Source organism: Streptomyces sp. NPDC039424, assembly GCF_055639495.1.
The window spans coordinates 373,648-386,291 of sequence record NZ_JBVKAI010000006.1 but is presented as its reverse complement, the minus strand read 5'-3'; the positions used below and the strand labels follow the sequence as shown (position 1 = coordinate 386,291).

The window sequence follows — 12,644 nt, the reverse complement described above, 5'->3', positions numbered from 1 at the left end:
GGGAAGGCCATTCGATGGGAGCGCGCGTGGAGGCGGACCGGGAGTTCTGGAGCCGTGTGCTGACCACCGGCGGTTTCACCGCGGTGCAACGCTGGGTTCGGGAGCCGGTCCCGGGAGTGGCCGAATACGAGACGGCCGTGCCGGACGCCGTGGTGACGGCGGTGCGTGGGCTGGCGCGGCGGTCGGAGGTCCCGGTGAGCGCGGTGCTGCTCGCCGCGCACGCCAAGGTGCTGGCCGCGTTGTCCGGTGAGCAGGAGGTCGTGACGGGGTACGTCGCCGGGGTGCGGGGCGTACCGCTGCCCTGTCGGCTGACCGTTCCCCCCGGGCCTTGGCGCACGCTCGTTTCCGAGGCGCACCGCGCCGAGGCGGAACTGCTGGCGCACCGGCGGTTCCCGGTGGAGGAACTCCGGCAGGAGCTGGGGGTGTCGGGGCCGCTGTACGAGGTCGTGTTCGACCCGACGGGGGAGGAGACCGGGCTCGCCGACGACGCCGCGCTGGTCGTCGGCTGGTGCGACCGGGACGGGCGGCTGGTGGTGCGGTTGCGGTATCGCACCCAGGTGCTGGACACCGACTGCGCGGCCCGGATCGGGAGCTACCACCTGGCCGCCCTGCGGTCGGTCACGTCGGACGTGGACGCCGATCACACACGGCGGAGTCTGCTGTCCGCCGACGAGGTGCATGAGCAGCTCGAAGGACTGGCCGGCCCTCGCCGCACACTGCCGCAGGCGCGGGCGCACGAACTGTTCGAACAGCGGGTGCGCGCGCATCCGGAGCGGGTGGCGGCCGTGCACGGCGAGCGGCAGTGGACGTACGGCGAGCTCGACGCACGCGCGAACCGGCTGGCGCGGGCGCTGCTGGAGCGGGGGCTGGGCCGGGAAGACGTGGTCGCGGTGGTCACCGAACGTCATCTGGACTGGCTGGCCGCGACCTTGGCGGTGTTCAAGGCGGGCGGCGTCTACCTGCCGATCGAACCGCACTTCCCGGCCGGACGCATCGGGGCAACGTTGTCGCGAGCCGGGTGCCGACTGGTGCTGACCGAAGCCGGCAGCACCCATACCCTCGACGAGGCCCTGGCCACCCTGCCGGGCGTCGAGAAGCTGCTGATCAAGACGGCGTACGAGCAGCAGGCCGACGGGGACGTCGGAGTGCGGGTCGCCGCCGACCAGCTGGCCTACATCTACTTCACCTCCGGCTCCACCGGCGAGCCCAAGGGCGCGATGTGCGAGCACACCGGCATGCTCAACCATCTCCTCGCCAAGATCGACGACTTGGGGATCGCCGAAGGGTCCGTGGTGGCGCAGACCGCCCCGCAGTGCTTCGACATCTCGCTGTGGCAGCTGGTGTCCGCGCTGCTCGTGGGCGGACGGACACTGCTGGTCGGGCAGGAGGCGGTCCTGGACGTGGAACGCTTCCTCGACACCCTCGTCGAGGGCCGGGCCGGTGTGGCGCAGGTCGTGCCCTCCTATCTGGAAGCGGTCGTCTCGTACCTGGAGCGGCATCCCCGCGCGCTGCCGGACCTGCGGTGCGTGTCCGTGACCGGCGAGGCGCTGAAACGGGAACTGGTCCAGCGCTGGTTCGCCGTCCAGCCGGGCATCAAGCTGGTCAACGCCTATGGCCTCACCGAGACTTCGGACGACACCAACCACGAGGTCATGGACGGCGTCCCCGAGCGCGTGCTGCTCGGGCGCGCGGTCAACAACGTACGTGTCTACGTCGTCGACGAGCACCTGTCCCTGGTGCCCCTGGGCGCCCCGGGACTGATCGCGTTCTCCGGCGTCTGCGTGGGGCGCGGCTACGTCAATGATCCCGAGCGGACCCGGGAGGCCTACCGGGAGGACCCGTACCGGCCGGGGGAGCGGCTGTACCTCGGGGGCGACTGGGGGCGCTGGCACCCGGGCGGCAAGCTGGAGTTCCTCGGCCGCCGGGACAACCAGGTCAAGATCCGCGGCTTCCGTATCGAGATCGGTGACATCGAGAACACCCTGCTGCGGGTGCCCGGGGTGCGCGACGGCGCGGTGGTCGTCGCCGAACGGGCCGGCCACGGCAAGCACCTGAACGCCTTCTACACCGGCCGGCGCCTGCGGGCGGACGAGCTGCGTGAGGCGCTGGGCGCCGAACTGCCCGCCTACATGATCCCCTCGGCCTTCCACTGGCAGGCCACCCTGCCGCTGACCGCCAACGGGAAGACCGACCGCAAGGCCCTGACCGCCCTGGCCGAACAGACCGCACCGCCCGCACCGAGCGATGTCACCGGGGAGCACGACCGCGCCCCGCTCACCCCGACCGAGCGCAAGCTGGCGGCCACCTGGGCGGAACTGCTGGGCGTCCCCGAGCATCGGATCGGCCGCACGGACCACTTCTTCGACTCCGGCGGCACCTCACTGACGGCGGTGAAACTCACCATCGCCCTGGACCGCGCCGTGTCCCTCAAAGACATCACCCGGCACCCCGTACTGGCCGACCTCGCCGCCCTCCTCGACGGCACCGCCCGGCAGCGCCCGGAGTTGCTGCAACCGTTGTCGGAAGCGGGCGGCGCACCGGACCGCGTACTGGTGTGCTTCCCCTACGCGGGCGGCAACGCGGTCAACTACCAGCCGATGGCCAGTGCCCTGGCGGCCGGCGGGGTGGCGCTGCACGCCGTCGAGCTGCCCGGCCACGACCTGGCCGCCCGCACCGAGCCGTTCGCGCCGGTCGAGGAGGTGGCGGAGCGGGTCGTCGCCGAGATCACCGGACGCGGTGCGAGCAGGGTCATGCTCTGGGGCCATTCGTCGGGCGCCGCGCCGGCGCTGATGACGGCGAGAAAGCTGCAGGAGCGCGGTGTGGACGTCTCCCGGGTGTTCCTCGGCGCGCAACTGCTCGGCACCGCCGCCGAGCGGCGCGCCGCCCTCGCCGAGCTGACGGGCCGGAGCGACGCCCGGATCGCCGCGCGGCTGACCGCGGACAGCGGCTACACCGAACTCCGGGAACTCAACGCGCGGCACGCCCAGCACGTCGGTGCCGCCTACCGGCACGACTGCGCGTCCGCCCACCGCTACTTCGCCGCCGCCCTGGAAGCCCCACCGGCGGTGAAGCTGTCCGCGCCGGTCACCGTGGTCGTCGCCGCCGATGACCCGCACACCGCCGGGTACGCCGACCGCTGGCGCGACTGGCGGCTGCTGGCCGAGCGAGTGGAGCTGCACGAACTCGCCGACGGCGGCCACTACTTCCCGCGTACCCGTCCGGCCGAGGCGGCACGGGCCGTCCTGGGCGTCGTCGAACCACTGGCCTCCCCCTGAGCTTCCCGTCGCCTCCAGCGAGGCAACCGAAAGGAGACGGAGATGTCGTCCTCACCACCCCTGGCAACGCTGCCCGACGTGCGGCTCCAGCCGGACCGACCGCCGATCCTGCACATCGGGTCCCCCGGCGACGCGCCGTCCTGGGCGGCCGAGCACAGTGAAGCGCTGCGCGCCCAGGTCACCGAGCACGGCGCGCTGATCGTCCGGGGCCTGGGGCTGCGGGACGCCACTGAGGCCGGTGCCGTGTTCGCGGGGCTGGCCGGGGGCCTGATGGCGGAGCGGGAGGCCTTCGCCCCGCGCCGGACGTACGGCCCGGGGGTGTACTCCTCCGCGACCTGGCCGGCGAACCAGCCGATGTGCATGCACCACGAACTGAGCTACACGCTGGAGGTGCCCGGCCTGATGCTGTTCGCCTGCCTGACCCCACCCGGCCAGGGCGGCGCCACGGCGGTGGCCGACGCGGAACAGGTGCTCCAGGCGCTGCCGACCGAACTGAGCGAACGGTTCGAGCGCGAGGGGTGGCTGCTGACCCGCGCCTACAACGACGAGATCGGGGCCTCCCTGGCGGAGTCCTTCGGCACCGACGACCGCGCGGCGATCGAGGACTACTGCCGTGCCCAAGCCATCGACTTCACCTGGCAGCCCGACGGATCCCTGCGCACCCGCCAGCTGCGCAGCGCCGTGGTACGGCACCCGCTCACCGGCCGGCGCTGCTGGTTCAACCAGATCGCCTTCCTCAACGAGTGGACGCTCGCCCCGGAGGTGCGCGAGTACCTGGTGGACGAATACGGCCAGGACGCACTGCCGTTCAACACCCTCTTCGGAGACGGCACCCCGATCGGGGAGGACGTCGTCCAGCAGATCAACGCCACCTACGAGGAGCACACCCGCCGGGAGCCCTGGCAGGCCGGCGATCTCATGCTCGTCGACAACATCCGTACCGCCCACAGCAGAGAAGCCTTCAGCGGAGAGCGCCAGGTACTGGTGGCCATGGCCGAGCCCCGGCGCCTGCCCGACCGCTGCCCGACCCCGGAGGCAAGCCGACGATGACCGACCTGTTGTCCACCACCACCGAGCAGACAGGGCCCCGCCCGGACCCCACGCCGACCTTCGCGGTGATCCCCGGCGCCCAGGTCCAGCGGGCCCTCAGCGGGCGCGAGAGACAGATCGTGGAGCTCGTCGAGGCCACCTACCGGCTGCACGGCGCCGGCGACTCGGTCAACCCCCCGTCGTACTTCCTGCGTTTCCCGGACCGCCCCGCGGACCGGATCATCGCGCTGCCGGCGTCGATCGGCGGGCCGGTCCACGTCGACGGCCTGAAATGGATCTCCAGTTTCCCGGCCAACGTCGGTGCCGGTCGGCCCCGCGCCTCCGCGGTCCTCATCCTCAACGACCACGACACGGGCTACCCCTTCGCCTGCCTGGAGAGCTCCATCATCAGCGCGACCAGGACAGCGGCCTCCGCCGCGCTGGCGGCCGACTGGCTCAGCCGTACCCGGGCCCGTCCCGCGCGCATCGGCTTCTTCGGCACGGGCCTGATCGCCCGCTACATCCACACATTCCTGACCGGCACGGCCTGGACGTTCGACACGATCGGCGTCTACGACCTGTCCGCCGACAGCGCGGCCGGTTTCCGCGGCTACCTGGAGCGGACCGGAGACCCCGGACAGATCACCGTCCACGACAGCGCCGAGGAACTGATCCGCTCCAGCGACCTGGTGGTCTTCGCCACCATCGCGGGCGAACCCCATGTCACCGACCCGGACTGGTTCACCCACCACCCCGTCGTCCTGCACGTGTCCCTGCGCGATCTGGCCCCACAGATCCTGCTCTCCTCGGCCAACATCGTCGACGACGTCGAGCACTGCCTGAAGGCCGACACCTCTCCCCATCTGGCCGAACAGCTCACGGGCAACCGTGACTTCCTGGACGGCACCCTCGACGACGTCATGACCGGACGGCTCACCCCGCCGCCCGACCGGACGGTGGTCTTCTCACCCTTCGGACTCGGTGTCCTCGATCTCGCCGTCGGCAAGTACGTCTACGACGAAGTAGCCCGGGAGGGCCACCTCCACCTCATCGACGACTTCTTCCACGACCTGCGCCGCTACGGCTGAGGCCAACCGCTCGGCCCTGGCACCCGGAGGCCCACAGTGCCCGTCATCACCGCTCCCTACGCCTTCAACGAAGGACACCTCTACGTCGACCTCCAGCCGATCCTCGGGTGCCGTCTCCACCTCAAGTGCGAGGGCTTCAACTTCGCCGGCTCCGTCAAGTTGAAGGCCGCGAACGAGATGGTGGAGGCGGCCGAGCGGGACGGAATCCTGACGGCCGACTCGATCCTGGTGGAGTCCTCGTCCGGGAACCTGGGCGTGGCGCTCAGCATGATCGCCGCGAGCAAGGGTTACCGGTTCCTGTGTGTGACGGACTCCCGTTGCAACCTGTCGACCAGGCTCCTGATGGAGGCGCTGGGCAGCGAGGTGCACATCGTGGCCGACCTGGACTCCAACGGCGGCTTCCTGGGCAAACGGATCGACTACGTCCGCGCGCTGTGCGAGTCCGACGACCGTTATGTGTGGCTCAGTCAGTACACCAACGCGGGCAACTGGCGGGCGCACTACCGCACCACGGCACCGGAGATCGCCAGTTACTTCCCGCGGCTCGACGTGCTGTTCGTCGGCACGGGCACGGCTGGGACGCTGATGGGCTGCGCCCGGTACTTCCGGCAGTGGCACCGGCCGGTGCGGATCGTCGCCGTGGACAGCGTGGGCTCGGTGGCCTTCGGTGGCGAGCCGGGCCGCCGGATGATCCCCGGCCTGGGCATGAGCATGCGCCCGCCGCTACTGGACGAGTCCTATGTGGACGAGGTCATCCGGGTCGAGGAAGCGGACACCATCCGCACCTGCCACCGCCTGGCCCGCCGCGGGTTCCTGTTCGGCGGCTCCACCGGGACCGTGGTCAGCGGCGCGACGGACTGGCTGGCCCGGCACGGCACACGGAGCATCACCGCGGTGGCCATCGCCCCCGACCTCGGCGAGCGCTACCTCGACACCATCTACCAGACCAACTGGCTGCAGGACCTCTACGGTGAGGACATCCTCGACTCCGTGGAGGAGCCTGCCCCACCCCGGCGGGCCAAGCCCGTGCCACGACGCCGCGCCTTCGGCCGGGACCGCAGACGGGACCGTTGACCCACGGTGTCAGGAAGCGACGCCGTCCGCCCGCGCGGCCGGCGCGACGCGGCGCGGCATGTCGGACGGGCGCGGCGCTCGTCACGTGAGAGGGCCCGGGCCCGCGGCCACCCCGAGGACGAGGCCCCAGCCGACGGGGCGCCCATGCCGACCGATCGCTGACCCGGAATCAGCCGCCCACGCCGATCAGCCCCGTCAGGTACCGCCACAGCGAGGACCGTCGCTTGGCGGCCTGGTCCGGGACGGGCGTCTCGACCGGTTCGGCCGCCTCGGCCTCCTGCGGATCCGGTGTCCGCGGGGCCGCGGGCACTGTGGGCGAGGCGAGTTCGTACCGTACGGGCAGGGAACGCAGGCCGCGCATGAACGGGGAGGAACGCCAGGGGAGTTGGTCGGCCGGGAGGGCGAGTTCCAGGTGGGCGAAGCGCTCGCACAGGCGGCTCACACCCACCGCGGCGATCGCGGAGGCCAGCTCGCGGGCCGGGCACTGGCGGGGGCCCGCGCCCCAGGACAGGTGCGCCCGGCTGCTGATGGTGGAGCCCGGGGCCATCTGACCGGCGAAGACCGGGTCGGCGTGGGCGGCGGCGGAGGAGACCCACACCGGGTCGCCGGCGCGGATGGTGTAGGCGCCGAGCCGGGTGTCCTCGGCCGCGAACCGCGGCACGAAGTTGACCAGCGGCGGCTTGCGCATGACCACCCGGTTCATCGTCTCCCGCACCATCCCGGCGGACAGCACGGTCCGCACGCCGCCCTCGCCCTCGCCGGAGATCACCTCGACGACGGTGTTGGAGATGAGGATGCCGACGTGGTCGGAGGTCATGCCGAGCAGCATGAACAGTTCGCGGGCCAGCTCGTCGACCGAGAGGTCGGGGTGGGCGGCCAGCAGGAGCGAGGGGAAGTCGTCGCCCGGCTCCCGGAGCTTGGCCGCGGCGAGTTCGGCCAGCGTCTGCAGCAGCCGCTCCAGAGCGGGTTCCGCGTCGGGACCGGCGTCCAGGACCCGCCACATGTCCATCAGCGCGTCGTCACCCTGCGAGCCGGGAAAGCCGAGGAGATGGCTCGCGGCCATCAGCGGCAGCGGTCGCGAGAACTGCGCCGACAGGTCGGCCATGCCGGTGCCGCCGCCCTGTGCCAGCAGGGTGATGAGCTCGTCGGCGTAGGAGGTGACGGCCGCGCGCAGCCTCTTGGCCTGCGGCTGGCGCGGGTCCTGGAACGGGCGGAGCGCCGCGTCCCACGCCGTGCGCAGGGTGCGGTAGCCCGAACCGCCCTGGATCAGGACGTGATTGACCTCCAGGGAAGGGGCCAGCGGCCAGTCGGCGGGCACGCGGCCCTCCGTGCGGGCCCGCCAGTTCTCCAGCCCCTTCGGCCAGCCCTGGTCGTCCTGCAGCACCTGGAGCGCCTCGCGGTAGCCGAGCACCAGCCACGCAGGCACGCCCAGCAGATCGACGGGCGCGACCGGCCCGTGCCGCTCGCGCAGCCGCTCGTAGACGAGCGCGGGGCGCGTCTCGTAGTCCCGGGTCAGCAGCGGCTGCGGGGCCAGGTCCTCCAGCCGCGCGTCGCCGACGTCCGCCGATCCACCGTCGACCAGGTGCGATTCCATCGTGCTGAAGCCCTCCGACACTCCCCGCGACGGCCCGTCACCGGTGAGTGGTCGAGGGCCGGGGGGAGACCCTACCCCAGCGGCTCCCCCCGATCCACGGAAGGGTACCGGCGAGTACGAACTGGCGGTCCGTCACGTCGTCGGCCCCGCCTCCCGCCTCAGTTGACCGCCACCGGAGCCGGACGTCCGTAGAAGGTCATCGGGGCCCAGCCGCGCGACCGCACGTAGTCGGAGAGCGCGTTGGCAATGTCCTCGGGCGTCAGCTCGGGATACTTCTCGTTCGCCCCGACGACCTCCAGGTGGAAGCGGATCCCCACATAGGTCTCGACCCCGTTGCCCTCCGGCCATGAGGCACCCTGGAACTCGGTGTCCATCGGGAACTTCACGTCCGCCGACTCCGAGCCCTCGGCCGCCTGAGCGGTGGCCGACGAGGCGAAGACCGCTCCCGCGGCCGCGGTCCCCGAATATCCCAGCAGTGAACGTCTTGAGATCTCAGACATGTCAACTCCCCCTTGTCGATTGCTCATCGGGTCATGCCACGGGACGTCCGTGCCGAAACACCCGCCCCACCCCTACCCGTTGACTATCCCGGCACCTATTGGTTGAGTGGCTCATCCACTGAGCCACTGGGAGGACAGCGTGGAGGCACTGCCCCGCGACACCATCGTCGATGTCCTGGAAGGCCGTCTGCGCGAGGACATCCTCACCGGGCGGCACCCGGCCGGGAGTTACCTGCCACCGGAGCGGCGGCTGGCCGACGGCTACGGCGTCACCCGCACCACCCTCAAGCACGCGTTCGGCCGCCTGGTGCAGGCGGGACTGCTGGAGACCCGGCACGGTGTCGGCACCCGTGTGCGCGACTACCTGCGCCTGGGCGGAGCCGACCTGCTGCCCATGCTCGTACGGCACAGCCCCGACTGGATCGGTGAGGTCTTCGAAGTGCGGCGCGCCATCGGAGCGTTGATCGCCGAGCGCGCCGCGGCCCGGGCGACGAACCGGCAACACGCCGAGCTGCGCCTCCTGCTGGAGGCGGTGGGGGAGGCGGAGGACGGTGACGCCGTGCAGCTCGCGGACATCGAGGTCCACCGGGCCCTGGCCCGCGCCACCGGAAACCGGGTGTACGTCCTGCTGACCAACACCCTCTTCAACGCCTACCTGCCGGTGCGCGCCGCGCTCAGCGGCCCGTTCACCGACGCCGCGACGGCCCGGGCGCGCCTGGAGCCGGTGGTCGACGCCGTCACGGCCGGCGACGAGGCCGCCGCCCGGCGGGCGGCTGAGGAGTACCTGACGGCGACCGAGCGCATCATGCTGGAGGGCCTCGCATGACCTCCGCTCGCGCGACCGTCTTCAGCGAGACGATGCTCGGTACGCTGCGCCTCGACGACGAGGATCACACCCGCCGGGTACGCCTGGACCTCAGGGTCTTCACCGACCGCGTCCTGCGGTTGACCGGCACGACCCGGGCCCGCGCCACCGGGCGGACCCGGATCGCCGGATGGGCCGACGACGCGGGCACCGAGGGCGAGTTGGAGATCTCACCGCTCGCGCGGCGCCGTGTCCGCTACCGCATCGCGTTCACCGCCCACGGCCGCCGTCTGACCCTCGACGGCTGGAAGTCCGTGTCCCCGCTCAGACCCGTGGCCTCGATGACCGTACTGCCGTACACCCTGTACGAGAACGGCGCACGGATCGGCACCGGAACCCTCCGCTTTCCCCTGGCCACACAGCTCGTTCCGTTCCTGGCGAGCTTCCGCTTCCCGCGCCGGGAGAACCCGGACGCGCTCCTGGCCCCCCGGTGGAGCGGCGAGCCGGGCCGTACGGAGGTCTGGTACACCACCCTCACCGACCCGGCGACCGGCAGCGGGCTGTGGCTCCACCACGAACTCACCGCACCCGCCGACGGCTCCGCGCCGTACGCCCACGGCTGGGCCGCGGTGTTCCCCAAGGACGGACCCGTACGGCACGCCCGCTTCGGTCCCGCCGAGTGGGCCCCCGAAGCGGCAGGCTTCAGCGCCGACGGGGTCACGGTCGGGCCCGGAAGCCTCACCGGCGCGGCCGAGGGCGGCGCCCTGCGCTGGAAACTCACCGAACGCCCCCTGGCCGAGCCGCTGTTCACCTTCCCCCGATGGTCCTGGCGCCGGCCCCTGCTGCCCGCCGCCCAGATGCTCCCCGCCGCGCGGGCCCGCTACGACGGAACCTTCACGCACGACGGCACGACGCTGACGCTCACCGCGGCCCCGGGCGCCTCCGCCCGGATCTACGGCCACGGCAACGCCCGCCGCTGGGCCTGGCTGCACGCCGACCTCGGCGGTGGGGACGTCCTGGAGATCGTCGCCGCCGTCTCCACACGGCCGGGCCTGCGCAGGCTTCCCCCGCTGGTCTTCCTGCGGCTGCTGCGCGACGGCCGCACCTGGCCGCGCCGCCCCGAGCGCCCGGCGGTCGGCTGGGCCGGCCCGGGACGCTTCCGCGCCGCCATCGACCTGCCCACCTGGCAGGTCTCCGGCCGCGCTGGTCTGCGCCGGATCCGCGTGGAGGTCACCCAGCCCGCCGACCGCACCCTCGCCCTGGACTACACCGATCCCGACGGCACCCACGCCGTCTGCCGCAACAGCGAACGCGCCGACGCCCACGTCCTGCTGGAGCGTTGGTGGTTCGGCGGCTGGCGCACCGAGGCCGAGTGGACGCTGAGCGGCACGGCCCACGCGGAGGTGGGTACGCGATGAGCCTGCCCGGCCTGGTGGCCGCCCTCATCGCCGACGACGGCACCGCCGACTGGCCCGCACGCGTCCCCGCGAGACTGGAGACGGTCCTCGCCTCGATGCCCCTCGCCGCCCGGACCGGCGTTCGGGCGGCGGCACGCGGCCTGGACGCCTACGCCAGGGCACGGACCGGGCGCGGGCTGGCCGCGCTCACCCCTGACGAGCGCGAGTCCGTACTCGACGGACTCGGCGCGCGACCCGCGCTCCTGGCGCTGCTGGACGTGGTCAAGGTGCCCGTCCTCCTCGCGGCCGGGACCGAGCGGATGCTCGACCACGGCCTGGCGGCGCACCGGCCCGCGCGGAAGGACCCACCGCTCGACTGCACGCCCGCCCACGCGTGGCCCGCGCGTGCCACGGCCGACGCCGTCGTCATCGGCTCGGGCGCGGGTGGCGCCATCGCCGCGCGCACCCTCGCTCGGGCCGGGCTCGACGTCGTCGTCCTGGAAGAGGGACGGCACCACTCCACCGAGTCGTTCGGCCGGCGCGCCCCGCTCGACCGGTTCACGGAGCTCTACCGCAACGGGGGAGCGACCCTCGCCCTCGGCAGCCCGCCGCTGCTGCTGCCGGTGGGCCGGGCCGTAGGCGGTACCACGGTCGTCAACTCCGGTACCTGCTACCGCACTCCGGACCACGTCCTCGCCCGCTGGAGCACGGACTTCGGGTTCGCGCCCGCCGACGGCTTCGGCCCCCTTCTGGACGAGGTCGAACGCACGCTCCAGGTGGCCACCCAGCCGCTGGACGTCCTCGGCGCCAACGGCCGGATCGCCCTGGCCGGGGCGCGCACACTGGGCTGGCAGGCCGCGCCGCTGCGCCGCAACGCGCCCGGCTGCGAGGGCTCCTGCCAGTGCGTCGTGGGGTGCCCGACCGGTGCCAAACAGAGCGTCCAGCTCTCCGTGCTGCCCGACGCCTGCGCCGCGGGCGCCCGCATCGTCACCGGAGCGCGGGTGGAGCGCGTCCTCGTCGACGCGGACCGCCCCGGAGGGCCGCGTGCGGCAGGGGTGCGCGTACGCCGGGAAGGCGGCGGGATCGAGATCCTCGCGCCCCTGGTCGTCGTCGCGGCGGGCGCTCTGGAGTCGCCGCCGCTGCTGCGCCGTTCCGGCCTCGGGCGGCACCCCCGCCTCGGCCGCAACCTCAGCGTCCACCCGGCCACGAGTGTCGCCGGGCGCTTCGCCGAGCCGGTCACGGCCTGGGAGGGCGTGCTGCAGAGCGTCGGCGTGGAGGAGCACCACCCTGCGGGCGTGCTCATCGAGGCCACTGCGACGCCGCCCGGCATGGGCTCCTTCGTGCTGCCGGGACTCGGCGCCGAGCTGCGAGGCGAACTGGAGGGCGCCGGGCGGCTCGCCACCCTGGGCGCGATGATCGCCGACCGGCCCTCCGGCCGCGTGCTGGGCCGTGACCGTACCCTCCCGCGCTACGACCTCGACCGCCGCGACGCCGGCCGTCTGATGCTGGCGGTGCGGGCCATGGGCGAGCTGCTCTTCGCCGTGGGCGCCGAGGAAGTGCTCACCGGCATCACCGCCACGCCCCGGGTGCGCAGCCTGGCACAACTGGACGCCGTCCTGGCCGGCACCGCCGCGCGGCAGCTCCACCTGTCGGCCTACCACCCCACCGGCACCGTCGCCGCCGGTGCGGACCCGCAGCGCTTCCCGGCAGACGCGGCCGGACGGCTCCGCGGCGTGCACGGCGTGCTGGTCGCGGACTCGTCCGTACTCCCCGGCTGCCCCGAGGTGAACCCGCAACTGACCATCATGGCGGCAGCCCTGGCCATCACACGGGCGCATCAGGGGTCATGACCGGCCGGGACTCCACCGGGCGCACAGGTGAC

9 protein-coding genes are annotated in these 12,644 nt (G+C 72.8%); 7 read left to right on the top strand and 2 right to left on the bottom strand.

Features of this window, described 5'->3' with window-relative positions; translation table 11 throughout:
• Positions 1–14 precede the first annotated feature (14 nt).
• From ACZ7L0_RS18760 to sbnA, 4 genes are read left to right on the top strand one after another with little or no spacing between them, the layout of a single operon-like run.
• Positions 15–3,275: a non-ribosomal peptide synthetase gene (locus ACZ7L0_RS18760; RefSeq protein ID WP_471243557.1), complete on the top strand. Its 3,261-nt coding sequence runs from the start codon at positions 15–17 to the stop codon at positions 3,273–3,275.
• 42 nt (positions 3,276–3,317) lie between these two features.
• The gene (locus ACZ7L0_RS18755) at positions 3,318–4,325 is read left to right on the top strand and encodes a TauD/TfdA family dioxygenase (RefSeq protein WP_471243556.1); all 1,008 of its coding nucleotides are present in this window, start codon (positions 3,318–3,320) and stop codon (positions 4,323–4,325) included.
• Entirely contained in the window at positions 4,322–5,392 is a 1,071-nt protein-coding gene (gene sbnB / locus ACZ7L0_RS18750) for a 2,3-diaminopropionate biosynthesis protein SbnB (RefSeq protein ID WP_471243555.1), read from the top strand. Before ACZ7L0_RS18755 ends, sbnB begins: the two co-directional genes overlap by 4 nt.
• A 36-nt stretch (positions 5,393–5,428) precedes the next feature.
• Complete coding sequence (gene sbnA, locus ACZ7L0_RS18745) at positions 5,429–6,466, top strand: 2,3-diaminopropionate biosynthesis protein SbnA (RefSeq protein ID WP_471243554.1); 1,038 nt, start codon at positions 5,429–5,431, stop codon at positions 6,464–6,466.
• 169 nt (positions 6,467–6,635) lie between these two features.
• Here the strand turns inward: sbnA and ACZ7L0_RS18740 are convergent, their stop codons facing one another.
• A complete protein-coding gene (locus tag ACZ7L0_RS18740; RefSeq protein WP_471243553.1) occupies positions 6,636–8,060 on the bottom strand; it encodes a cytochrome P450 family protein in 1,425 nt (474 codons plus the stop codon).
• Positions 8,061–8,218: 158 nt separating this feature from the next.
• A complete protein-coding gene (locus ACZ7L0_RS18735) occupies positions 8,219–8,560 on the bottom strand; it encodes a twin-arginine translocation signal domain-containing protein (protein WP_471243552.1) in 342 nt (113 codons plus the stop codon).
• Between the two features lie 139 nt (positions 8,561–8,699).
• On the opposite strand from ACZ7L0_RS18735, the gene ACZ7L0_RS18730 reads away from it, so the two are divergent.
• The 3 genes from ACZ7L0_RS18730 to ACZ7L0_RS18720 are packed head-to-tail and all read left to right on the top strand — an operon-like array spanning position 8,700 to position 12,612.
• Positions 8,700–9,386, top strand: coding sequence for a FadR/GntR family transcriptional regulator (locus ACZ7L0_RS18730; RefSeq protein ID WP_471243551.1), 687 nt, complete (start codon positions 8,700–8,702; stop codon positions 9,384–9,386).
• Positions 9,383–10,783, top strand: coding sequence for a hypothetical protein (locus tag ACZ7L0_RS18725; protein WP_471243550.1), 1,401 nt, complete (start codon positions 9,383–9,385; stop codon positions 10,781–10,783). The genes ACZ7L0_RS18730 and ACZ7L0_RS18725 overlap by 4 nt, the downstream gene beginning before the upstream one ends.
• Positions 10,780–12,612 (top strand): GMC family oxidoreductase N-terminal domain-containing protein, encoded by a 1,833-nt coding sequence (locus ACZ7L0_RS18720; protein WP_471243549.1) that lies wholly within the window; start codon positions 10,780–10,782, stop codon positions 12,610–12,612. Before ACZ7L0_RS18725 ends, ACZ7L0_RS18720 begins: the two co-directional genes overlap by 4 nt.
• Positions 12,613–12,644: the final 32 nt, after the last annotated feature.